Origin of the sequence: Rickettsia honei RB, from assembly GCF_000263055.1 — a bacterium.
Taxonomy (GTDB): Bacteria; Pseudomonadota; Alphaproteobacteria; order Rickettsiales; family Rickettsiaceae; genus Rickettsia; species Rickettsia rickettsii.
Genome location: NZ_AJTT01000001.1, coordinates 329,615 through 352,413, shown reverse-complemented (window position 1 = coordinate 352,413; position 22,799 = coordinate 329,615). Strand labels below are relative to the sequence as shown.

The window sequence follows — 22,799 nt, the reverse complement described above, 5'->3', positions numbered from 1 at the left end:
ACTCTATGCCAAATATAGATCTCCTTATTTTTACTAGCTTTTTAGCGATTAATTTGCTAGTTGGACTTCTAAATATCAAAAATATTTGCGAATATGCGATAGGAACAAGGAATTTTTCTACAGGTACAATAGTCGCAACTCTTATTGCTACTTGGATCGGTACTAGTACTTTTTTAATCGATAATTCAATGATATATACGGACGGATTATTGTACTTATTACCTAGTATATTCGGTAGCGTTGTTAGTTGGTTATTAATTAGTGACTTTATAGCTCCTCGTTTTGAGAATTTTTTGGGTAGCTTATCGGCAGCAGAAATAATAGGGGAGGCGTATGGTAACAAAGTTCGTATTCTTAAGTCGATAGTTAGTATATTAATGTCTATAGGTAGGATTGCCATGCAATTCTACGTAGCAAGTTTAATATTACAGTTATTCTTTAACATTTCAAATTTTTACATAGATTTATGTATTGCCACTGTAATAATAAGCTATTCTGCTTTTGGCGGTGTAAAATCGGTTACTTTTACCGAAGCCGTACAAAGTGCCAAAAGTTTTTTTATCGGTATGATTACTGCAATATTAACTATTATATTGTGGCAAATATTTTCTTTAAGAGCAGTTCTAGGTATTTATCCAATACTACCCGCAACTATTGTAAATTTACTCTTTTTCCTTGGAAGCCATTATATTTTAAAGCAACCCGGAGGGTTTAGTTTTTTAAAAGAGCCGCTAACCGTTAAAATAATCAGGCAAGAGAGAGACAGAAAAGGTTTGACTTTATTTCGTGATCTTAAGAATTTTAACATCTTTAAATATTGGGAAAGTACCCTACCAAATCAAGAAATTACTTATAGTTATGTCGGTATATTTATTTTAATATCGATGTTCTCATCTTTATATACCACATCAGGTAGCAAAATAATGAACCATTTGGAGATATATAATATTATTTACCATACCACACTTATAACTGCTGCAATATTAATTACTTATCCTTTATGGTCTTTAAAGTTTCAAAAGAATTATATTATATCTTTATCTTGGTTTGTGGCTATTTTCGTTGTATTATCGGTAGTTTACTTGTTATATCAAGTAGTTTTGATCAACTGCAATTAATGTGTTCGATAATTAACTTACTTATAGTTGCAACGATATTCAGGTGGCAAGCTACTTTACTACTTATGACCGTTACGTTTGCTAGTATAGAGCTTTATAAATATTTTATGGATGAGAAGTTATTAATTAGCATAGATAGTTTTCAATGCAAAGTAGTATATTCCTAACCTTATTTAGTAGCCTTTATAATAGTATGCTTAAAACCAAGGCAGGAGCAAGCAAAATTAGTTAACCTAAAAAATACTCCTTTAGGTAATAGAGTTAATTATAGAGAGCAGGAATTAGAGAAGTTACTTGATTTGAAACATGAGTTCTTACGTAATATAAACCATGAAATCAATACGCCGCTAACCGGTATTATTAGCCTTGGTGCAACCTTATGGGCTAATTATGATAAATTTAATGAAGATCAGCGTCGCAATGCAGTAGAGATTATAGCTAAAAGCTCTATTAAATTAAATAGCTTGATAAATAATATTCTAGATTTTTCAAAATTATCCAGTCTTAATGATGAACTCAATAAAAAGATATAAACTTAAGCGAATTGGTACATGAAAGGATTAAAATATGTAAGAAATTATATCTAAACGGCAAAATCTTAAATTTTGTATCTGATATTGAAAAGAATATAATTATTATATTCTTTTCAATTTTAACTGTGATCCTCATTATATTAAACACACATTCGATAATCTAATAATAAATGCTATCAGCTATTGTAGTGAGGGAATAATAAAAATTGATCTACACATGCAAATAATATCTTGTTTTATAGTATAAAAGACGATGGAATAGGAGTACTGAAAGAGGAATTGCAGAGTATATTCGGTGTATTTGTCGTAAGCTCTAAAACACGTACGGCAGGAGGTAGAGGAGTAGGACTTGCATTATATAAGAAAGTAATAGAACTGCACGCCGGAAAAATTTGGGCAGAAAACCATAAACAGGGAAAGACTACTTTTATTTTTACGATGTCTTTGTAATTGAAAATGTCATTCCGTTGATCACAGGAATACAGTACTGTTTGCTGTCATACCGTGCCCCGCCACGGTATCCAAAAAACAACTTATAACACGCATTTTTTAACATTTTTACCGGATACCGTGGCAGGGCCACGGTATGACATTATTATGAAAAAAATTATTTTTAATAAACAACGAGATTTTATATCAATTACAGCACCGGCGTCAAGCTGTCTAGATGCACAAGATAAATTAAAGGAAGCTATTAAAATACTAGCGTTGCATGGTTTTAAAACTTTAGTAGATGATAGGATTTTTTCAGGTGATGTATTGCCTTTTTTCGTTGCTTCTACAGAGGAAAGGTTGAGAATGTTTAAAGAAGCTATGGAAAATGAACAGGTTAAAATAATTTGGGCTTTTCGTGGCGGATATGGATGCAGTGAATTTGTAGAAGATTGTTTTAATATAGAACAAAAAGGGGATAAAGTCCTGATAGGCTATAGCGATATTACCGTTTTGCATTTATTACTAAATAACCATTATAATATCTCAACTATTCACGGTTCAGTGTTAACTTCGTTACTACCGTCTACTAATCAGGATATTATGCCTATAATAAATGTTCTTAAAGGAGAAAAGAGTGAAATACAACTTATACCTATAAAGAAAATTAGTGAGGAAAATATAACAGGTACAATAACAGGCGGGAATTTAACGGTTTTAACTAAATTGATTAGTACTGGTTTGCAAATTCATTCTCATTCCTATGCTTCTTTATGTCATTCCCGCAGAAGCGGGAATCCAGAAAAAATAATACTGGATCCCCGTTTTCACGGGGGTGACAATAAAATTCTATTGCTTGAAGGCGTTAATGAAAAAGCCTATGCCGTACATCGTAATCTAGTTCAATTAAAAAATACCGGTATATTTGAATGCATAAAGGCAATAATCTTTGGTGATTTTACTAAAGGGGATGAGTTTGTAGAACAAGCTATAAAAAGTTTTTGTTTAAATCATATTCAAAATATTGGAACTTATAAAGCAGCAGGAATAGGGCATGGAGAAGTAGATCATCCAGTTATTATGAATCATGAAGTAATTATAAACAGTAATGTTTTAAGTTTTACTAGCCCTTTTGAAATAGTAGAAAACAAATGACAAATTATATCAGAATAGGTACAAGAAAAAGTCCACTTGCTTTAATACACACTAATTTAGTTATTCAGCAAATCAAACAATTTTTTCCTGATATCAATTGTGAAATAGTGCCGATTATTACTAGCGGGGATTTAATCCAAAATAAACCATTATACGATATAGGCGGTAAAGCTTTATTTTTAAAGGAAATAGAGCAAGCCTTGCTTGATAAAAAAATTGACTTAGCTGTTCATTCTTTAAAAGATGTACCGGGTAGAATACCTGAACCGCTAGTAATAGCTGCTGTTTTAGAGCGTGAAGATCCCAGAGATGTTTTTGTTTGTCTAAAATATAAATCTATAGAAGAGCTGCCGCAAAATGCCGTAATAGGTAGCTCGGCAGTACGAAGAAAAGCATTTATCCAAAAAATAAGACCGGATTTAAAGGTAACGGTTTTTAGAGGGAATGTTGATTCAAGAATAAAAAAGCTAATGACCGGCGAAGTTGACGCAACAATTTTAGCATATACAGGTCTTAAAAGGTTAGAGGTATTTAATCCGGAGTATTGCCATTTGATAGAGTATTCACAGATGTTACCGTGTATAGGGCAGGGAGTCATTGCAGTTGAGATTAGAAAAGATGATAATGCTATGCTTGAGATATGCAACCAAATTAATCATCTTCCCACTTTTGAACTCATAAAACCCGAAAGAGCATTTTTAGAGTATCTAGATGCTAATTGCCGCACCCCGATTGCTGCTTATTCACAATATCTAGATGCAAATCCTAGACATCTTTCCAAACTCGCTTATAGGGAGGTATTTGAAGGAAACACAGAAGCACTTGCCACCGCAGCGTACAAAAGCAATCGCACAGATGCGAGTACCGGATTGACGTACAAATTACCCCTAGAAGTAGAGTTTGGGAAGATGTCTAATATACAAACCAATTTTATGCTCGGTAACCTTGACGGCAGTAAAATAACTTTCCATACCGAAACTACCAATATAAAAACTTCAACAGAAGCAGGCATAAAAGCCGCTAAAATGATGTTGGAAGCTATATGTAAATAAATTCTAATCGATAATTTAATTCTTTTTTGCTGCAAATTATAAGATTTTTTTTGAAATATGAATAACACCCTATCAAAAATCTTATCAATTTTTGCTAAAAAAGCTCTTGACTTGCTAATTACAATTTATTTACAGATAACCTCTTAAATCAACTAGATAAATAGATATTTAGGGAATATACTCCTAAAATATCTAAATTTGCAAGATATTATCATGACAATACAAAGATTTTTAGACTTAGAATTACCAAAAGGACAGTCCTATTTTTTGTGGGGAGCACGTAAAACTGGTAAGTCAACATATCTGAAACAACGTTTTCCGGATATATATAGATTTATTACAAGCTGATATCTATAAAGTTTACTTTCAAAATCCTGAACGTTTAAGAGAAGAGTTTAAGTCAAAAGACGGCATCTCAACTATTATTATTGATGAGGTGCAAAAAATTCCCTTACTGTTAGATAAGGTTCATTTAATAGAATCTAATAAATCTTTACAATTTATCCTTTGCAGTTCCAGTACTAGGCGCTTAAAATCAACAGGTAGCAATTTACTTGGCAGAAGAGCTTGGAGATATATGTTTTTGCTGCTCTATGCTATTCTGAGATAAAAGAGCTTGATTGGCATAAAATTTTTAATCATGGACTAATACCTGATCATTATATTGCATCAAAAAAGATTCATAAATATCTTGCGTCCTATTTATATGACTATATTTTACCTGAAGTACAGTTTGTGAAGCAAATTTAAGAAAACGCGAAGCACTTGCAAGGTTTCTAGAGATTATAGGCATTTCAAACGATGAGATGATAAATTATAGTAATATAGCAAGAGATTGCGGTGTTGATGCAAAAACCGTTAGAACATATCTTGAAATATTAGAAGATATGTATTTAGGATATCATCTTTATCCGTATAGATCACTTAGCAAAAGGCAAATTATTACGGAAATGCCTAAATTTTACCTTTTCGATACCGCACTTAGCAAATTACCTAAGGAAATATGAATATCAGGAAATGACAGGGTTTGATGCTGGTAAATCTTTTGAGCATTATGTATTCTTAGAATTAATAGCTTATAAATATTTAAACAACAAAAGAGATGAATTATTTTATTGGCGTACTAAAGAAGGATATGAGGTTGATTTTATATTTCAAAATAATGATGCATTTGAAGTTAAAATTGCTTCTTCTATACAAAAAAATTATTTAGAAGGTCTATTAGAATTTAGTAAAGATAGTGATTTTAAATTACATATATGGACATTTAGTATAGAGCTAAGTATTATTAAATTAATCGATTAAAGGCTAAAAATGCATTCTTCTTTTGAATGGGATGAAGAAAAAAATAAAATTAATATTGGTAGCATAACGTAAGCTTTTATGAAGCTCAAAAAGCTTTTCTAGATATTAAAAGGATAATCCTTCAAGATGTAGACCATAGTGTTACAGAAAAAAGATATTTTTGTTTAGGTAAAGTTGATGGTAATATTTAACAGTCCGTTTTATGTTCCGAGGTAATCATATAAGAATTTTTGGAGCAGGATACTGGCGTAAAGGCAAGAGAATTTATGAGCAAGAGATAAAATACACTGATAAAGATGATTCAGTAAAAGTAACCATTTCTTTAAGTAAAGAGAGCGTAGAATTTTTTAAATCAGAAGCAGCAACTGCACATGTGCCTTATCAAAAAATGATTAGGATTTTACTAGATAAATATACTAAGCACTATAACGCAAATAAAAGGGTATAATACTATAAACTGAGCTGGCGGATAGGGTGGGATTCGAACCCACGGTACGGTTGACCGTACGCCAGTTTTCAAGACTAGTGCCTTAAACCACTCGGCCACCTATCCAAGAAGATTCATACCAAATAATCTTATATATTTCAAGGGAAATCTTGCAATATATGAATCTAAATTACAAATCCGAATTGTTCTTTCACTTCATTAACCGTTTCAGAAGCTCTAATTCTTGCTTTTTCTGCTCCTTTGTGCAGTATTTTTAATAAATATTCTTTATCATTCATTAATTCTAAATATTTATCACGTATCGGTTGTAGATTTGTAATAATAATTTCTGCCAAATCTTCTTTAAATTTTGCGAAACCTTGGTTTTGATAATTACCGATTATTTTTTCCAAGCTTTCTTCGGATAAACTGCTATAAATATCTAATAAATTACTAATTTCCGGTCTTGTTTCTTGATCATAGCTAACAAAACTTAAATGATCGGTTTTGGCTTTTTTTATTTTTTGATGAATAAGATCGTTATCATCTTTTAAATTGATACGGGAAAAATCCGAAATATCAGATTTACTCATTTTCTTTAATCCATCCCGTAAGCTCATGATTCTTGTGCCTGTTTCACTAATTAAAACCTCAGGAACTTTTAGAATTTCTTTGTTAAATTTTCTATTTATTACCCCTGCAATATCTCTTGTTAGCTCTAAATGCTGCTTCTGATCCTCACCTACAGGCACTATATCGGCTTTATATAGTAAGATATCCGCTGCCATAAGTACCGGATAGGAAAATAACCCAAGACAAGCCTTTTCTTGATCGCTACCTGCTTTATCTTTAAATTGCGTCATGCGCTTTAACCATCCAAGCGGTGTAACGCAATTTAGTAGCCAAGCAAGTTCAGTATGCTTTTTCACCATACTTTGGGCAAAAATCGTTACTTTGTCGGGGTTAAGCCCTGCTGCTAAATAAACAGCAAGCACCTCCATAATTGAATTGTTAAGTTCTGATGGCTTAATATCAACCGTGATAGCATGCAAATCTGCTAAGAAGAAAAAACAATTATATTCTTCCTGCATTTTAACCCAGTTTTTAATTGCACCAAGATAGTTACCGAGATGTAAAGAACCGGTTGCTTGCACACCGGAAAGAACAGTTTTTTTCATTTAATACCTTTTTATTTTACTCATTGTAAAATTATGTTATAAATACCATTTTAATTAATATAATTATCTTAATAATTATGCTGTGGCGTTTAAGAATTTTATCATTTTACGGATTATTATCGTTATTTACATTTATTTTTTTTCTTATATGTTACATACCCGTAACATTTTTCAATGTCAACTATCAAATAAGATATAGAATTGCCATTATCTTTTCTTATGCTTTTGTGTGGCTTGCAAAAATTTGTTGCGGTTTAAAATATGAAGTAGAGGGGCTTGAGAAATTACCGAAGACTATTTCAATCGTCGTGTCTAATCACCAATCCTTTTGGGATCAAATGTTTATGCAACTGATTATTCCTAAACATTCTTGGGTATTAAAGCGTGAATTATTTAATATACCCCTGCTTGGTTGGGGACTTCGGATGGTTAAACCTATTGCGGTTGACCGTGGTACTAATAGCTCGGTTGCTCAGATTTTAAGAGAAGGTCAGGAAAAAATAAAAGAAGGATTATGGTTAATAATATTTCCGGAATCAACTAAAGTTCCGCCTGATAGAACGGTAAAATTTAAACCAAGTGCCGTAAAGCTTGCTTCAATTACTAAAGTTCCAATTGTGATGATAGCTCATAATGCCGGTTTATTTTGGCCTAGAGGTTTTTGGTTTAAGCAACCTGGAACTATAAAGATAAAGATTATAGGTGTAATAGAAAAAGAAGAAATAGAGCAAACAGACGTACGTATACTTAATGACAAGGTTGAGCAAATTATTAACAGTGAAAAGCAAAAATTATTAAATTAATATTAGGTTTTAAAAATAATTAGTATTATCATAAAATTACAACTTAGTTCTTATGGAGGTATTTATGGTAAGGACAACAGCGTTAAAATTAATTGCGGTTATCGATAGTAAGCAAATGATGCTTTACGAAGCTCAAGGAGTTAAAATTACTACTAATACACCTTTAAAATTATCTTTGGATTTAGAGGAGCATCACCACCATAGAGAAAAAAGACAAAGCCTTTACCAAAATAAATCTACACCGGCTTCGTTATTTGAGCCACATACTTCGCTAAAAGATATAGCACATAAAGAAGCAGCAAGGAGCGTTATTAAACATTTAGAGAAAGTAACTACTGCTGATCAAGCTAAATATAAGGAATTGATTATTGTAGCAGAACCGCAAATGCTTGGATGTGTTAGACAAGAACTTAAAAACGGTCTAAAAAAGATGATTACTAAAGAAATTGCTAAGGATTTAGTGCAACATAGCGTAGATGCAGTGGAGCGAGCAGTATTTTCTTAGATAATCTTTATATGTCATTCCCGTGAAACCGGGAATCCAGTAAAACCTATAAAAAACTTGTTTTTTTAGGTTTATTTTGTCAATAATCTGTAATTTTTATACTAGGTATTAAGGTGATCCTTTCTAGACTCCCACTTTCGCGGGAATGACATAGAAGTCGTACAACAAGGTTTTTAGTCGTTTGTAATCAAATTAGGTGCCTAAACTTATTAAATATTTCTTTTGTATTATTTGAGATAGTTAAACCAATTTGCTTATCTGTATTCTCAAAAGTTTTTATAGTCTTTTCATTAGGAATCTTAATATGTGGTTTGAAAGGCAAACCGCCGCTATTTATACATTGAGTTAGAAAAATATCCTCATGGCTTCTGACATAGTCACCCCCATTTGCTTAAATATTTCTGCTGCTTCAAGTTTTATATCTGCTGAAACGCGTAATCTAATATCTACTGTATTCATAATATAGCTCCATTCAGTTATTATTATCCGCTATAGTCAAATGATTTGAATTCACTTACATCGTCTCTCGTCGCTCTCCTATTATCTATAGGCTGCGCTTCTCGCTCCTTGTAATTACATCCAACTGATTTGACTACATTTTAGTATATATGGCGGCATGCGTCAATACACTCATATTTTAATTCAGAATAGTTGCACTAATAAGAAAAAGTGGTAAAATATAATATCGAACAAATTAAATATTATGAATAATTATGCCACAAATTTATTTTAACGGTCCAGAAGGACGAATTGAAGGAAGATATGCAAAAGCTACCGTGCCTAACGCCCCTATTGCATTAGTTCTTCATCCTCATCCTTTATATGAGGGTAGTATGAATAATAAAGTAGTTTATAATGCCTATAAGATTTTAGCAGATAACGGTTATACCGTCTTACGTATTAATTTTAGAGGAGTAGGGGGATCACAAGGTAAATTTGATAACGGAGTCGGTGAAGTGGTTGATGCGGGGGCAGCTCTCGACTGGTTACAGCAGAATAACCCAAATGCTCAGTCTAATCTGATATTAGGATTTTCTTTCGGAGCATGGATAGCTATGCAACTTGTAATGCGACGTCCGGAAATAAATCATTTTATTGCTATTTCACCGCCGGTTAATACAATTCATAAATATGACTTCTCATTCCTCTCACCTTGTCCTATTCCAGGGTTTATATTACAGGGAGATAATGATAGTATAGTATCGGCAGATGATGTAAAAGACCTAGCAAATAGATTATCTAAGCAACAATCCCATATTAAAGTTGATTGTAAAATTATCAATGGAGCTGACCATTTCTTTCGTTATAAAACTGAAGAATTTTCTAAAGCAATAAATGCTTATTTAATAACAATTCAATCTAATTATCATCACCATAATAATAATGTAAATGAAGAAATTAGTAAGCACTCAAAGAAATTATTTTTATATTAGTTCTTTGTTGTGTGGTTCGGCTTATCCGTCATTGCGAGCAGGCGTTGTTGCAGGTACCCAAGTCGTCATGGCGAGGAAATTGCGTAGCAATTGACGAAGCAATCCAGTAAAATTCTGATTTACAGAATTTTTTTATCACCACGCAGCCTACGGCTGCTTGCAATGACGACTCGGTATCCACGCAACAATACCTCGTGGGAATAACATAAAAGAATCCATATCACAACGTCTACAATTCCAAATAAGCTTTTATTGTTAAAATTAATATTTCATCTTTTTTAGCATCTAACTCTTGAGTTAATTCTTCATAAATTTGCCTATCTGATAGAGAAGTAAATTTTTTAAATAGCTGCACTAATTTTAAAGAAGGGATAATACGAAAAGCATCTTTTAATATTTTGATCTTTTTATTAACATTAAGCTTATTATTTAAATTAAAGTAAAATTCTAGTAATTCGTCGTTATAAAAATTTAAATCTACAGCCGTTGCCAAATAATCTATAGCATTAGCCGTATTATTACTTTCTACTTCTTGCTTCGCTGCTAATAAATAATACTCAGCAATTTCCGGCATAGACTCATGTTTATGAAATTTTGCGAGCTTATTCGTTATAAAAATAAATTTCGTCCATAGAGAAAGTCTAGCATAACAATGCATTAAAGTAATTAAATTGTCAATATCAAGTTCATTGAAATTATAAGCCTTTGTTGCGTAATTTTCTGCTTTCTCATAAAAAGATTTATCATAATAAAGTTTTGCTAGATTTTTGCTACCGTAAAAAACAAATTCTTTAGATGTAATAAGTTTTTGAAAATAGGAAATTTTTCTATCTACATCCTCTTCAGTTACGGCTAAAATTAAATTATGGAATTCTTGTGAATCTTTTAGATCTTCAGAAGATAAATTTTTGCGCGCAATAGAAGCAGATTTAGCTTTATTATTCATAATATATTCGGCAAAAGCTAAAATTAAAGCATATCTATCATGATTAATTTTGCGTTTACTAAAAATATTATGTATTTTAGATGGTAAATCGATAATTAATATTAGAAATCTAATGACAATAAAACAAGAAACTAGTAATAAAAGGCCTAAAATAAGACTAAAGAACAAGGTAGTCTCTATATTATAATCATATAAACTAATAAAAACTTTTGAATCAAAGCTCTCTATAAAAGTAAACCCGAAATAAAGCAGTAAAAAAGTAGCACATATTAATAATAACCTAAACATCTTTATTTACAAACTCCTGCATAAATTTTTCTGAATAAAGACAATCGATTAGATAGTTTAAGTTCTCTAAAATTAGAGGTTTATCTTGTTCTTTTATCATCATAGCAGAAGGTTTTTTTTCAATTTTGATAAACTTCTCCAGCCACTTATGGTTGGTAGGAAAAATTACTTCCGTACTACTTGATTTAGAAAAAAGATAATTATTATATGCTTCTAAGTTATTTAAAATATTCCTTATATCTTGAGGCAGTAGGCGGGATTTTACTATTCTTAGTTCTTTACTATAATCCTTATCTTGCATGAAATTATATACTAATAGATTTACATTTAATAAGTAATTAATATAGTCAAGTGATACCCATACGCCTACCTCATCACTCGTCGCTCTCCTATTAGTTATAGGCTTATTCGCTCCTTGTTCCTTGTATCCGAATGAAGCTGAATTGACTACAGTTTCTAATTTTGGTTCTACTAAATTAGTCGGTGCTTCAGGAAACTTTAAAGAACTTACGTAATTTAAAAGCGACGTGGTAGATAATAGAGGAGCTGCTTCCTTTTCTTCCAGGGTAGTATTTTCTTTATTTTCTACTGCTTGATCAGGAATTTGGCTTAAATCCTTATTTTCACTTTTAAACAGTTTTAAAATATCGGATCTATTATGATAAAGAGTAAAAGAAGATAAGACAAATATTACTATTGCTATAAAAAAGATGTTTTTGCTTTTAAATAAACTATCGAATTTGTGCATTTTCAGATAATAACTTGATTATATCGTTAAGGTTTTGATCATCACAATAAACCACATTTTTTATAAAAGGTCTAACTATATTTGCAACTTTCAAACTTATGGCTACAACTAAACTATCTTGTAAGTACTCTAGTAAATTATTTTGCAGTAATAATTTTACTAAAGTCCTAGCACTATTTTGAGAATAAAGTAATATAAAATCAATATTATTTTTAAATTCTTTTATAATAGATACGGGCAGCTCATTCAAATATTCTACATTATAAATGATATGTCTAGCTATTTTGCTAGGTAAATCTTTAGTAATTTCATTTGAAGATAAATATATAGTCTGCTCATATAAATCAGGAGGAAAATGCTTAATCAAATCTTCCACGTTTTTAGCAGTATATATTACTTTCTTGCCTAATAATCGTTTTGACTTACTACCTACTACCCAAATATCTTGTTTTAAGTTATGACCGGTTAAGATACTTGCTGCATATTTACTAGTTATTATTATATTTGAGTAATTATCTAAAATATCGATATTAAAATCTAGAGTTTTATATTTAATTAAAGGACAATGAATATCACGTAAATCTAAATTATATTTACTTATTTCCTTTATAGTTTCATTATTTTCTTCAATATGTCTAGTTAATAAAACCGATTTCATACAATATTTGTACTCCAATATAAAAAGCAACTGCCCAAATAATAATAGCAGCTATTTTATTAATTATAGTTAAAATCGTACTACTTTTATTTAGCTTTCTAATATTATAACCTGCAACTGCTAAAGAAAAAAACCATATCCAAGATATAAGTATGCAAGTTAAGGTAAATATAATTTTTGCAATACCGCTATACTTTAAAGCACTAATACCTATTACTATAATCGTATCCATAATTGCATGCGGATTTAATATTGACACCGATATAGCAAATAAAATTTGTTTTTGAGCTGAAAAAGCCCCGGAATTCATTGTAAGATCAATAGGCGGCTGATTCCAAGTATTATATCCCATATAAATTAAGAAAATAAATCCAACAATAAATATAGATAATTTAAACCAAGAAATTTCAAGAATTAACAAAGATATCCCAAGCACTGCCATACATATAAGCATAGTATCACATATTGAGGCTGCAATTATGCTAGGTAAAGCCTTGCTAAACTTTGGCTGTGTTGCTCCTTGATTGAATATAAAAATATTCTGTACTCCGAGCGGCACTATTAAACCGAGAGCTAAAACAATGCCATGTAAAAAAGGACTTAATATATCATTATTCATTTAAATAGCCATTTTATTAGAATTTTTATTTAATTTTCTAATATTATAACCAATTATTGCCAATGATAAAAACTATATACAAATAAACATGTAAATAATTTTAATGTCATTTCCTTGATATTTGTAAAAACCAATATTTAATATACTCATTATATATGGGTTTAATATTTTAATATAGATAATATTGATATCACAATATAGAAACTCAACTTTGTTTCCACATAGAGAAATAGGCTAAGGTTCTATTGTTAAATTAACATATGATTGATTCCAAGTATTATATTCCATACAGATTAGAAAAATAAATCCAATTATGAAAAAAGGTATTGCCTATATACCAAATCATAAAAATAAAGAAGAAATCATGATTGAAAACGATTATATGTATAAGTATATTATAACATATCGAAGCAACAATTACACTAGGTAGAGCTTTTTTGAAGTTACGATATTTTGCACTTTGATTTAATATAAAAATACTTGGTATAATGGAAGAAATAGCAAAATACGGTATTAAAAATATTATATTATACTTAATTATATCCTTCATTATTGTAATTTAGTTTTTATTTTTAATAATATTAATAAAGACGGAATAGTTATAATAGTAGTAAATAAAAAGAAATTTTGCCAACCGAAATTTACTACCATATAGCCTGAAATTATAGGAAAAATTGAGCGCGAAATCCCCATCATCGATGAAAGAAAAGAATATTGAGTAGCTCGAAATTTACCTTGACAGAGTGCAGAAATAAAAGCGATATAAGCAGTCATTGTCATACCGCCGGTAATACTTGCTATTCCTACCGTAATAAATAATAATAAAGAATTTTTACCGTTTATTTCAAGAAAAATAAATAAAATATGTCCTAAAGCATGAATAATACCAAATAAAAATATACTATTTAATATATTTTTATGTTTCATAATAACCCCGCCGACAAGTCCACCGATTATAGCTCCTACAACTCCACAAAACTTTCCAACGCTTGCTATTTCAAAAGCATCATACTTAAGATGAAGCAAAAACGGATTAATCATAACATTAATTAAGTTATCCGGTAACCTATATAATACTAGGAAAATTAATATAAGAATAATGAAATAAACAGAACCTATAGGTTTTAACGCATTATATATAAAATTTATTATGTTTTTTTTATTTTGATTATTTTTTATATCATTCTTGATTATCTGTATATGTATGTTCTCGTTTAAATAACAATACTTAATTCCTACAATCAATAAAATTAAATAAATAAATACTAAACCGGCAAAGATTTTATATATTTCATTAAATGTTAAATAAATAGATAAATAAATAGCTCCAGAACCGGCTAAAAGCATACCGACCCGATAACCGAATATATATATTCCTGAAGTAAACCCAAGCGATTCTTTAGGTACTATTTCCGTTCTTAAAGCACTTAATATAGTATCTTGTGCAGCACTAAAAAAAGAAATAATTAAAGCCGTGAAAGCAAATAATAATAGATTAGTACTAGGATCTAGAAAGCTGAAAATATATATAAGAAATATCAATGCACTACTAGTTAAGCAAATCCAAGATAATCTATGACCGAATATTTTGTTTAAATATTTAATTTGCACTGCATCAAAAATCGGTGCTAACAAGAAATTAATAGAGTAGGGAAGCGTTATGAATGATAATATACCGATTGTTTGCAGTGCTATATCTTCTTTAGCAAGCCAATAATTTAAAGTATTACCGGTAATCATTAGATTAAAACCGCTAATAAGCCCAAACAACCAAATAATACATAAACGAGAGTTATTTAACATGAATTTATATATTTCGAGTAAATGAAGAATTGATAGACGAAGATCAACTTCAAAAAGAGCAAGGAGTCTATAAGGCGAGGAGCGGAGCGTATACTTAATACGTGAGCACCGCAGAGCTTATGAGACAACATAGCCAATTTTTGAAGTTGATCGAGTATATATGCCTTTAGCTCTAAGTTCCTATAGGCTTAATATGCAAAAATGTGAGTCTTCTGTTTATTTGCGGCATGTAATGTAATCATGTTATTTTAATTTCTCAATATCTTTCTTATCTAACTATGAGCTAAGCTATTCATAAGGTTTCCTCTTCTATTTTATCATTTTCCCTAATCTGATTCAAGGTGTAGAGGACAAAATTAGCTCTATATAATCTATACCGATATTAACTTTAATAAATTCTGGTAAAAGATCAGCTACTTCTTGCCATCTCTTTAATAAATCTCGTTTGTGGATATGTTTTAAAAAAAACTGCAAGATTCCAGACCAAGCTTTTTCTTTTAATTTTTCATCAGAAATATTTTGAACATTAATTAACTGATAATCATTAATCCATATGTATTTTTTACAAGTTCACTGTTTTCAAATAACTCCCATAGATTAGTCATAAAGTGACAAAAGAATGTAAGAGAAATATAGCTCATTCTTATAAAAATAGCGGGGTAGTATTTTTAAACTTAAAAAATATGCAAAAAAAAGCAAGATAAAAATATGTTTTTAGAAACTTTACAAAAGTCAAATCGATGAGATGGAACTGTTTTACATATTTTGAGACTCAAAACCCTTATTTTTCTTACTTCATTTTACACTATGCAGGACCTAAGCCATGGACTACCGATAAGCAGGAATTATGGAAGACAAATCAGGACAAATTAGATAAGATCACAAAATATTACTGGCGATATAAAGAAATAACACCTTGGAGTAGTATAAATTAATTATTTTAATTGACTTTAGCACTGAAGAGATTTAAAAGTTAACTTTAATATGTAAGGTTACAATAAAAATGTTACCGCCTAAAATTTTCTTTGAAAAAGTTAAAGAAATAATGTGGCCTATAGAAAGGAAAGAATTAAAGCTATTTATACCTATGGCTTTAATGATGTTATGTATCCTTTTTAATTTTGGGGCTTTAAGATCTATCAAAGATAGTTTAGTAGTACCCTCTATGGGGGCTGAAATTATTAGCTTCTTAAAATTATGGTTAGTATTACCCTCGTGCGTAATTTTTACAGTACTTTATGTTAAACTTAGTAATAACTTAAATTTTGAATATATTTTCTACATTATAGTCGGCAGTTTTTTACTATTTTTCTTATTATTTGCCTATATTATTTATCCAAATCAAGATATTTATCATCCTAATGATGAAATGATAAATAAATTAATTGCTTCATACCCTAATTTTAAATGGTTTATTAAAATAGGTAGTCAATGGAGTTATGCACTGATGTATATTTTCGCGGAATTATGGAGTGCAGTAGTCATAAACTTAATGTTTTGGCAGTTTGCCAATCACATTTTTGATACTTCTAAAGCTAAAAGATTCTATCCCGTTCTTGGAATGGTCGGTAATATCGGTCTTATAATAGCAGGCAGCGTACTTGTCTTTTTCTCAAGCGGGCAGGACGTCATTGATTCAGAATTATTACCGGATTCTTTTAATTCATCTGCCGGAAATGCTATAATGCTTCAGCCAATCATGTCAATTATTGTTACTGCAGGAATAATTGCTATGCTTCTATTTAGAATAATAAATAGATTTATTTTAACAGATTCCATAAATGTTTTAGATGCAAAAAAAGTTACAGCTAAAATGAAAACAAAACTTTCGGTAATTGAAAGTATCAAATTAATAATTCACTCAAAATATATAGGTCGTATTGCCTTATTAATAATCTATTATGGATTATTAATAAATATAGTTGAAGGACCTTGGAAAGCAAAAATAAAAGAATTACATCCAAACACTATAGACTATGTTAACTTTATGGGCAGGTTTAATATTTGGATGGGGATATCATGCGTTACTTTCATGATAATAGGCAGTAATATTCTTAGAAGACTCGGTTGGCTCATTTCTGCATTATTAACTCCTATTATGTTGTCTATTACCGGCTTGATGTTTTTTATCTTTATAATTTTTATTGAAGAAATAGGAGAATGTTTTGGTGATTTTAATCTTCTATATGCAGCGATTATTGTTGGAGCAATTCAGAACATACTGAGTAAATCGTCCAAATATTCATTATTCGATTCAACAAAAGAAATGGCGTATATTCCTTTATCTTTAGAGCTTAGAACTAAGGGAAAAGCTGCCGTAGAGGTAATAGGTACTAAATTCGGTAAATCGCTTGGAGCATTTATACAGTCTTTGATATTTATTATTATTCCGACTGCTACCTTTGATTCTATTATAATATATTTATTAGTAACTTTTATAGTTATGATGAGTTTATGGATTTGGAACGTTATAAAATTGAATAAGGAATATGTAGAGCTGTGTAAGTAAACGTCATTGCAAGCGGGCATTGTTGCGTGAATACCACCCAGTCATTGCGAGCAGTCGTAGACTGCACAACAACAGAAAATCACACTATAATACCGATTTAAAGATGAAAAAAATTCTTAAAATAATATTATTTATAACTATCTTTATTATACTCGCATATAGTGGGTTGTGGTTTACTATTATGTTCTCTTTATCACACTCTATAAATCAAAAATATGCCGGTACCAACCTTAATATAGAAGAGGCTGATAATAATCCTAATCAGCAATATCTTATTAAGTTTTCTAAAGTTCAGCCATATGGTTTTCCTTTCAAATTAGGTATTTCAGTAATTAATTGGCAAGAAGAGAGTATTAATAGAGTAACTGAATTTACCACACCGATAAATATCGGTTATGATTTACTTAAGCAGAAATTATTTATACATTTTTCCGGAGAAGCATTCGGAAAATTTAAGCCGGTTCAAAGAGGCTTTGGAGTAAGATTTTATAATGAGAACTGTATATTATCAACAAAAATACCGTTAAATTTTAAATTATTTGAAATAGTACGATTTAAAAAAGATTTATTTGAAGTTATAAATTTAATAGAAAATATTAAATTTACTTCCGGTAAAACAGAAATTTTTGACTTAGTCGATAATCAAAAATTATATGAAGAAGATCATACTATACTTACTATGTTATTTGACAAAAGTAAGTATTATACAAGTAAACAGGATTTCCTTGATAACATACCGCAAAAATTAGCAATTTATTATGAAACCGAAATAGTACAAAGTAACCTTGAAGATAGAATAATACCTGCCGGCTTATTATTATATAGACCCGCTTGGAATAATAATTTCAAATTTTCCGGTAATTTCTTGATTAGTACTAGTAGTGTGCATTTTAAAGATATTGCTAAAGATTTAACAATTGAAGTTACTAATGCAAAAATCAATAGTAATAACTTTGAAAATAATATTAATTTATTATATAAAGGTAAGTTAAACGATTTCGGCAATAATAATATTGATCTTTTGGTAGATTCGCAATTTAAGCTAAAACCTGGTTTTATAATAGGTTCATTAGAATTTATAAAGAAATATTACGATAAGCAAACCTATTTATTTAAACTTTCTGATAATAAGCTATATCAAGATTTTAATAATGAACTAAGCTATATTTTAAATAATAATAAACAATATAATTTTAGTATTTTTGAAGATAGGGAATATAATTTTAATTTAAATATTAATTTAGTAACTGAATTAAACAAATTAACTAGAGCACAGATAAATGCTTTAAGTCTCTATTCAAACGCATCGGGATTTAATATAACAAATGAAACTATAGTAAATGCTCTTAAAGATTCTTACAGTAAAGGTACGATAATAATTAATGATTACTCTAGAATAATAGATGTTTTAAGTGCATATATATACGGAGTAGGGGATTTTAAAGATTTTTCGGAAGAGAGTAAGGAAGTATACGGGAATGCTTTGAAATCATTTTTAAAAACTATTTCTGATCACCCGAATTCATCTAATTTAATTGATGCTAGCATTGAGTATGTGTTTGATTTGTCAGATTTAAACAAAGCTAAAATAGGTAATATAGATGATATAAATAAACTTATACCTTTATATTATTTATCTTTATATCAAGCAGCAGTAAAAAAAGTGCAACCCGGTGAAAATGTAAAAGAAAAAATTATGGAGTTAATTCCTAATGTTAATCAAAAAATATTAGAGGAATGTATACTCGATGAACTTCGTTAATCATCATTGCAAGCAACTGAAAGGAGCGTGGCAATCTCAGGATTTTGGCACGAGATTACTGCGTCAAAATTTTCAATTTTTTCTTGCAATGACAGAACAATTTATAAAAATACCAACCATGAATATTATAGTAAAAATACAGCAAGATTTAAAAGATGAAGTAACTAAGTTAAACAATTTAATCATTAGCTGTTTAAAAAGTGATGAAGAGTTGATAGAAAAGATTGGTAAATATTTACTAGAAGCAGGAGGTAAAAGAATTCGTCCGCTTTTAACTATAATAACTGCTAAAATGTTTGATTATAAAGGCGATAATCATATAAAGCTCGCAAGTGCAGTTGAATTCATTCACACCGCCACATTGCTTCATGATGATGTGGTAGACGACAGCACTTTAAGAAGATTCAAACCTACGGCTAACGTTATTTGGGGCAGTAAAACAAGTATTTTAGTGGGTGATTTCCTCTTTAGTCAGTCTTTTAAGTTAATGGTAGCTTCCGGCTCTATTAAAGCTATGAATGTTCTAGCTAAAGCTTCAGCAATTATTTCCGAAGGGGAGGTAGTACAGCTAGTGAAGTTAAATGAACGACGTATTATAACTATAGACGAATATCAGCAAATAGTTAAATCTAAAACCGCCGAACTATTTGGAACTGCTTGTGCAGTTGGAGCTATTATAGCAGAGCAGGGAGACCATATTTCTAAAGATATGCAGGACTTTGGGAAATTACTCGGTACGATATTTCAGGTTATAGATGACTTGCTTGATTATTTGGGTAATGATAAACAGGTAGGCAAAAATGTTGGCGATGATTTCTTAGAAGGAAAAGTTACGTTACCGCTGATTTTTTTATATAATAAGTTAGCGCAAGATAAGCAGCTTTGGCTTGAAAATATAATTAAATGTGATAAGCGTACTAAAGATGACTTTGTAAAAATACATGACTTAATGGTAAAGCATGAAATTTACAATGAAACAGTTAATTATTTGAGTAACTTAGAAAATGCAGCAAGTAAGTTATTAAATAAAATTCCGGTTCAGAATATTTATAAAGACTATTTGTTTTCGATTATTAAATTTATTTTGGATCGCTCTTATTAGTTATTTATACATGACTTAATGGTAAAGCATGAAATTTACAATGAAACAGTTAATTATTTGAGTAACTTAGAAAATGCAGCAAGTAAGTTATTAAATAAAATTCCGGTTCAGAATATTTATAAAGACTATTTGTTTTCGATTTTGGATCGCTCTTATTAGTTATTTGCATTCGTAGCTCAGCTGGATAGAGCGTTGCCCTCCGAAGGCAAAGGTCGTTGGTTCAAATCCAATCGAATGCACCATCACTAAATAAATTATCATTTATTTTCCATAATATAGATTATAGAACAATTACTTTATATTGAAAATTGACGAATGGCTGGGACGGGAGGATTCGAACCTCCGGATGACGATACCAAAAACCGTTGCCTTACCACTTGGCGACGTCCCAATGTAGAAAATTAGAATTAGAAATGTATAGACTTTATACCAATAAATAGCGGAAACGTCAATTACAATATAAATTTATTTCATTATTAAGCCAATTCCTCGCTTGCGTGGATAATAAATCATAAATTTTAGCTCTAATTTTGTTATAATATTCCTTGATATAGTTTATTTCATCAATATTCAGTAGTTTCATATCAGTCAATTTACTAGCATAAGGCACTAGGCTTAATGTCTCAAACTCAAGCCATCCATTATTTTCTTTTACATACATCAAATTCTCAATCCTAATACCATATTTCCCCGGAACATAAAAACCCGGTTCATTAGATAAGATCATACCTGCTTTAAGTATTGTTTTATTACGAAGATTTATGCTTTGCGGTCCTTCGTGAACACTTAAGAAGCTCCCTACCCCATGCCCTGTACCGTGTGGATAATCTAGCATTTCTTGCCATAAATATTGCCGAGCGAGTATATCAAGATTAGCTCCTGCGATGATATTTTTTGGGAATTTGGCTTTAGCTAAAGCAATATGTCCTTTAAGTACTTGCGTATAACGCTTTTTCTGCTCATCTGTCGGTGTACCTATTACTATTGTTCTAGTTATATCGGTAGTAGCACCTTGATACTGACCGCCGGAATCTATCAGTAATATCCCCTGCCCTTCAATTTTTTTAGCAGTTTTTTGGTCAGCTCTATAATGAATAATAGCACTATTTTCCTGAAATCCGCAAATAGCAGGAAAACTATCCGAAACATATCCCTCTTGTTTAGCTCGTTGCTCTGTAAGCTTTAAACCGAGGGAATACTCGGTCAATTCGTTATTATGTTTTTCTGGATCCCCGCTTCCGCGGGGATGACATTGAGAAAAATCAGCAAAAAATTCACATAAAGCTACTGCATCTTTAATATGCAAATCGATTGCATGCTTAATTTCTACATCGTTCTTACAAGCTTTAAGCATTAAGCATGGATCGGTAATTTTTTGTACTTTTTTATCAGCTACTAAGTCCATTATATGAACAGATGCTATAGTATCATCAATAAAAATATTAGACATCTTCCCACACTTCGCTTCTAGAGGTAATTTAGACATCGATCCGATACTCGCATCCTCACTTACGCTTTTGTACGCTGCGGTGCTGCGTTTCGTATCTCCTTTAAGTTCCTCTCTATAAGCTGGTTTGGAAAGATGTTTATTCTCGCTATTTCTTAAAATATTTTCAAATTCTTCTTCCGGTAAAATCGTTATTTCAGGACGAGCATTAATAATTTCGACATCGATTCTTGTAGGATTTATAAACAAATATAATTGTGTAGAAGTGAGTATAACTTTTGCAAACATTAAAGGCGTATAAGCAACGTCACTGGCACGCAAATTTAGTAACCAACATATGGAGGAGCTATCGAGAATGACTAAGGCAGATTGCTCGGTGTCATTCCCGCTTTCCTCTATGTCATTCCCGCAAAAGCGGGAATCCAAAAAAATTTTACGACATTTACTTATTTTATCAGTATGACTAACGCCCGCCAACTTAATATCATGCAAATAAACTTTAGAATTTGGCTCTAGCGGCTGATTTGGCCAAATCTTATCAACTAAATTTCCATTAATCTTCTGAAAATTGAACTTTAAATTTGATATAGTGGGATAAGTAAATAATTCAGAATCGTATCCTATTTTTGCATCTTTACCAAACTTAGATATATCTTTTAAGTCAAAAAGCTTAAAAAGCTCTAAATCCAGCTCTTTATTTGCTTGCTCTAAATAACGTCCATCGGTAAAGAATAATGCTGTATCTTTATATATAATAGCTATACCGTTTGAACCAGTAAAACCTGTTATATATTCAAGTCTCTTTGCATAGCTTGGAACATATTCACTCATATATTTATCGTTAGACGGAATTATATAACCGTCTATATCATATTCTGTGAATAAATTTCTAAGCAGATTAATGCGGATTTTTGTCATGTTTATATCTCTTATGTCGTGCTCTTGCCCGCTTGGAGGCTGAGCCGTCATTGCAAGG

At 30.6% G+C, this 22,799-nt stretch carries 22 protein-coding genes, 3 tRNA genes and 4 pseudogenes; 17 read left to right on the top strand and 12 right to left on the bottom strand.

Annotated features, from left to right (window positions below):
* The first annotated feature begins 5 nt into the window (after positions 1-5).
* The 8 genes and pseudogenes from WSW_RS1000000113825 to WSW_RS1000000111915 all read left to right on the top strand — a co-directional run bounded on the left by WSW_RS1000000113825 (position 6) and on the right by WSW_RS1000000111915 (position 6,043).
* Positions 6-2,101 (top strand): annotated as a pseudogene (locus WSW_RS1000000113825) (sodium:solute symporter family transporter).
* 147 nt (positions 2,102-2,248) lie between these two features.
* Complete coding sequence (locus WSW_RS0102085) at positions 2,249-3,238, top strand: LD-carboxypeptidase (RefSeq protein WP_016916886.1); 990 nt, start codon at positions 2,249-2,251, stop codon at positions 3,236-3,238.
* Entirely contained in the window at positions 3,235-4,290 is a 1,056-nt protein-coding gene (hemC, locus tag WSW_RS0102080; RefSeq protein ID WP_016916885.1) for a hydroxymethylbilane synthase, read from the top strand. The genes WSW_RS0102085 and hemC overlap by 4 nt, the downstream gene beginning before the upstream one ends.
* A 322-nt stretch (positions 4,291-4,612) precedes the next feature.
* Positions 4,613-4,900: an AAA family ATPase gene (locus WSW_RS1000000110330; RefSeq protein ID WP_338000711.1), complete on the top strand. Its 288-nt coding sequence runs from the start codon at positions 4,613-4,615 to the stop codon at positions 4,898-4,900.
* Positions 4,858-5,040 (top strand): hypothetical protein, encoded by a 183-nt coding sequence (locus tag WSW_RS1000000112765; RefSeq protein WP_014419836.1) that lies wholly within the window; start codon positions 4,858-4,860, stop codon positions 5,038-5,040. Before WSW_RS1000000110330 ends, WSW_RS1000000112765 begins: the two co-directional genes overlap by 43 nt.
* A 41-nt stretch (positions 5,041-5,081) precedes the next feature.
* Entirely contained in the window at positions 5,082-5,297 is a 216-nt protein-coding gene (locus WSW_RS0102070; protein ID WP_377184049.1) for a DUF4143 domain-containing protein, read from the top strand.
* Between the two features lie 10 nt (positions 5,298-5,307).
* Entirely contained in the window at positions 5,308-5,595 is a 288-nt protein-coding gene (locus tag WSW_RS0102065; protein WP_016916884.1) for a DUF4143 domain-containing protein, read from the top strand.
* 202 nt (positions 5,596-5,797) lie between these two features.
* Positions 5,798-6,043 carry a hypothetical protein gene (locus WSW_RS1000000111915; RefSeq protein WP_029374945.1) on the top strand — a complete coding sequence of 82 codons (246 nt, stop codon included), beginning with the start codon at positions 5,798-5,800 and terminating at the stop codon, positions 6,041-6,043.
* A gap of 15 nt (positions 6,044-6,058) precedes the next feature.
* On the opposite strand, the gene WSW_RS0102055 is transcribed toward WSW_RS1000000111915, so the two are convergent.
* Together WSW_RS0102055 and trpS are read right to left on the bottom strand one after the other, a co-directional pair.
* A tRNA-Ser gene (locus WSW_RS0102055) sits at positions 6,059-6,148 on the bottom strand.
* A 59-nt stretch (positions 6,149-6,207) separates the two neighbouring features.
* A complete protein-coding gene (gene trpS / locus WSW_RS0102050; protein ID WP_016916883.1) occupies positions 6,208-7,200 on the bottom strand; it encodes a tryptophan--tRNA ligase in 993 nt (330 codons plus the stop codon).
* A gap of 77 nt (positions 7,201-7,277) precedes the next feature.
* Between trpS and WSW_RS0102045 the strand changes: the two genes are divergently transcribed.
* Both WSW_RS0102045 and WSW_RS0102040 read left to right on the top strand, forming a co-directional pair.
* A complete protein-coding gene (locus WSW_RS0102045; protein ID WP_016916882.1) occupies positions 7,278-8,003 on the top strand; it encodes a lysophospholipid acyltransferase family protein in 726 nt (241 codons plus the stop codon).
* Positions 8,004-8,067: 64 nt separating this feature from the next.
* On the top strand, positions 8,068-8,508 hold the full coding sequence (locus WSW_RS0102040) for a host attachment protein (RefSeq protein ID WP_029374944.1): 441 nt from the start codon (positions 8,068-8,070) through the stop codon (positions 8,506-8,508).
* Positions 8,509-8,695: 187 nt separating this feature from the next.
* On the opposite strand, the gene WSW_RS1000000110320 is transcribed toward WSW_RS0102040, so the two are convergent.
* Positions 8,696-8,830 carry a damage-inducible protein J gene (locus WSW_RS1000000110320; protein ID WP_083832898.1) on the bottom strand — a complete coding sequence of 45 codons (135 nt, stop codon included), beginning with the start codon at positions 8,828-8,830 and terminating at the stop codon, positions 8,696-8,698.
* 23 nt (positions 8,831-8,853) lie between these two features.
* On the bottom strand, positions 8,854-8,967 hold the full coding sequence (locus WSW_RS1000000113525) for a type II toxin-antitoxin system RelB/DinJ family antitoxin (RefSeq protein WP_016916880.1): 114 nt from the start codon (positions 8,965-8,967) through the stop codon (positions 8,854-8,856).
* Between the two features lie 254 nt (positions 8,968-9,221).
* Between WSW_RS1000000113525 and WSW_RS0102030 the strand changes: the two genes are divergently transcribed.
* The gene (locus tag WSW_RS0102030; RefSeq protein WP_016916879.1) at positions 9,222-9,941 is read left to right on the top strand and encodes an alpha/beta hydrolase; all 720 of its coding nucleotides are present in this window, start codon (positions 9,222-9,224) and stop codon (positions 9,939-9,941) included.
* A 229-nt stretch (positions 9,942-10,170) separates the two neighbouring features.
* Here WSW_RS0102030 and WSW_RS0102025 read toward each other — a convergent pair whose 3' ends face one another.
* The 6 genes and pseudogenes from WSW_RS0102025 to WSW_RS1000000114095 form a co-directional block, all read right to left on the bottom strand.
* The gene (locus tag WSW_RS0102025) at positions 10,171-11,175 is read right to left on the bottom strand and encodes a tetratricopeptide repeat protein (RefSeq protein WP_016916878.1); all 1,005 of its coding nucleotides are present in this window, start codon (positions 11,173-11,175) and stop codon (positions 10,171-10,173) included.
* Positions 11,168-11,923 carry a palindromic element RPE2 domain-containing protein gene (locus tag WSW_RS0102020; protein ID WP_016916877.1) on the bottom strand — a complete coding sequence of 252 codons (756 nt, stop codon included), beginning with the start codon at positions 11,921-11,923 and terminating at the stop codon, positions 11,168-11,170. The genes WSW_RS0102025 and WSW_RS0102020 overlap by 8 nt, the downstream gene beginning before the upstream one ends.
* Positions 11,907-12,581 (bottom strand): uroporphyrinogen-III synthase, encoded by a 675-nt coding sequence (locus tag WSW_RS0102015; protein WP_016916876.1) that lies wholly within the window; start codon positions 12,579-12,581, stop codon positions 11,907-11,909. The genes WSW_RS0102020 and WSW_RS0102015 overlap by 17 nt, the downstream gene beginning before the upstream one ends.
* Positions 12,559-13,200, bottom strand: a complete 642-nt coding sequence (locus tag WSW_RS0102010; protein ID WP_016916875.1) for a LysE/ArgO family amino acid transporter — start codon at positions 13,198-13,200, stop codon at positions 12,559-12,561. The genes WSW_RS0102015 and WSW_RS0102010 overlap by 23 nt, the downstream gene beginning before the upstream one ends.
* Positions 13,201-13,749: 549 nt before the next feature.
* Positions 13,750-15,003, bottom strand: coding sequence for an AmpG family muropeptide MFS transporter (locus tag WSW_RS0102005; protein WP_016916873.1), 1,254 nt, complete (start codon positions 15,001-15,003; stop codon positions 13,750-13,752).
* Positions 15,004-15,298: 295 nt separating this feature from the next.
* Positions 15,299-15,602: pseudogene (locus tag WSW_RS1000000114095) on the bottom strand (Rpn family recombination-promoting nuclease/putative transposase); the annotation flags it as partial.
* A gap of 3 nt (positions 15,603-15,605) precedes the next feature.
* Between WSW_RS1000000114095 and WSW_RS1000000114090 the strand changes: the two are divergent.
* From WSW_RS1000000114090 to WSW_RS0101985, 6 genes and pseudogenes are all read left to right on the top strand, one after another.
* Positions 15,606-15,938, top strand: a pseudogene (locus tag WSW_RS1000000114090) (glycosyltransferase family 8 protein); the annotation flags it as partial.
* Between the two features lie 68 nt (positions 15,939-16,006).
* A complete protein-coding gene (gene tlc3 / locus WSW_RS0102000; RefSeq protein WP_016916871.1) occupies positions 16,007-17,512 on the top strand; it encodes a nucleotide exchange transporter Tlc3 in 1,506 nt (501 codons plus the stop codon).
* 103 nt (positions 17,513-17,615) lie between these two features.
* Positions 17,616-19,274 carry a hypothetical protein gene (locus WSW_RS0101995; RefSeq protein WP_016916870.1) on the top strand — a complete coding sequence of 553 codons (1,659 nt, stop codon included), beginning with the start codon at positions 17,616-17,618 and terminating at the stop codon, positions 19,272-19,274.
* A gap of 118 nt (positions 19,275-19,392) precedes the next feature.
* Positions 19,393-20,376: a polyprenyl synthetase family protein gene (locus tag WSW_RS0101990; protein ID WP_029374943.1), complete on the top strand. Its 984-nt coding sequence runs from the start codon at positions 19,393-19,395 to the stop codon at positions 20,374-20,376.
* A 6-nt stretch (positions 20,377-20,382) separates the two neighbouring features.
* Positions 20,383-20,535 (top strand): annotated as a pseudogene (locus WSW_RS1000000111465) (polyprenyl synthetase family protein); the annotation flags it as partial.
* 6 nt (positions 20,536-20,541) lie between these two features.
* Positions 20,542-20,618 (top strand) — tRNA-Arg (locus tag WSW_RS0101985).
* Between the two features lie 74 nt (positions 20,619-20,692).
* Here WSW_RS0101985 and WSW_RS0101980 read toward each other — a convergent pair.
* Positions 20,693-20,767, bottom strand: a tRNA-Gln gene (locus WSW_RS0101980).
* A 57-nt stretch (positions 20,768-20,824) separates the two neighbouring features.
* Positions 20,825-22,792, bottom strand: coding sequence for a M24 family metallopeptidase (locus tag WSW_RS0101975; protein WP_016916868.1), 1,968 nt, complete (start codon positions 22,790-22,792; stop codon positions 20,825-20,827).
* Positions 22,793-22,799: the final 7 nt, after the last annotated feature.

What these genes read in the sequence shown, in the direction of transcription:
- WSW_RS0102085 (WP_016916886.1), top strand. Translation starts at nt 2,249, where the DNA reads ATGAAAAAAATTATTTTTAATAAACAACGAGATTTTATATCAATTACA.
- hemC (WP_016916885.1), top strand. Translation starts at nt 3,235, where the DNA reads ATGACAAATTATATCAGAATAGGTACAAGAAAAAGTCCACTTGCTTTA.
- WSW_RS0102065 (WP_016916884.1), top strand. Translation starts at nt 5,308, where the DNA reads ATGACAGGGTTTGATGCTGGTAAATCTTTTGAGCATTATGTATTCTTA.
- WSW_RS1000000111915 (WP_029374945.1), top strand. Translation starts at nt 5,798, where the DNA reads ATGTTCCGAGGTAATCATATAAGAATTTTTGGAGCAGGATACTGGCGT.
- trpS (WP_016916883.1), bottom strand. Translation starts at nt 7,200, where the DNA reads ATGAAAAAAACTGTTCTTTCCGGTGTGCAAGCAACCGGTTCTTTACAT.
- WSW_RS0102045 (WP_016916882.1), top strand. Translation starts at nt 7,278, where the DNA reads ATGCTGTGGCGTTTAAGAATTTTATCATTTTACGGATTATTATCGTTA.
- WSW_RS0102040 (WP_029374944.1), top strand. Translation starts at nt 8,068, where the DNA reads ATGGTAAGGACAACAGCGTTAAAATTAATTGCGGTTATCGATAGTAAG.
- WSW_RS1000000113525 (WP_016916880.1), bottom strand. Translation starts at nt 8,967, where the DNA reads ATGAATACAGTAGATATTAGATTACGCGTTTCAGCAGATATAAAACTT.
- WSW_RS0102030 (WP_016916879.1), top strand. Translation starts at nt 9,222, where the DNA reads ATGCCACAAATTTATTTTAACGGTCCAGAAGGACGAATTGAAGGAAGA.
- WSW_RS0102025 (WP_016916878.1), bottom strand. Translation starts at nt 11,175, where the DNA reads ATGTTTAGGTTATTATTAATATGTGCTACTTTTTTACTGCTTTATTTC.
- WSW_RS0102020 (WP_016916877.1), bottom strand. Translation starts at nt 11,923, where the DNA reads ATGCACAAATTCGATAGTTTATTTAAAAGCAAAAACATCTTTTTTATA.
- WSW_RS0102015 (WP_016916876.1), bottom strand. Translation starts at nt 12,581, where the DNA reads ATGAAATCGGTTTTATTAACTAGACATATTGAAGAAAATAATGAAACT.
- WSW_RS0102010 (WP_016916875.1), bottom strand. Translation starts at nt 13,200, where the DNA reads ATGAATAATGATATATTAAGTCCTTTTTTACATGGCATTGTTTTAGCT.
- WSW_RS0102005 (WP_016916873.1), bottom strand. Translation starts at nt 15,003, where the DNA reads ATGTTAAATAACTCTCGTTTATGTATTATTTGGTTGTTTGGGCTTATT.
- tlc3 (WP_016916871.1), top strand. Translation starts at nt 16,007, where the DNA reads ATGTTACCGCCTAAAATTTTCTTTGAAAAAGTTAAAGAAATAATGTGG.
- WSW_RS0101995 (WP_016916870.1), top strand. Translation starts at nt 17,616, where the DNA reads ATGAAAAAAATTCTTAAAATAATATTATTTATAACTATCTTTATTATA.
- WSW_RS0101990 (WP_029374943.1), top strand. Translation starts at nt 19,393, where the DNA reads ATGAATATTATAGTAAAAATACAGCAAGATTTAAAAGATGAAGTAACT.
- WSW_RS0101975 (WP_016916868.1), bottom strand. Translation starts at nt 22,792, where the DNA reads ATGACGGCTCAGCCTCCAAGCGGGCAAGAGCACGACATAAGAGATATA.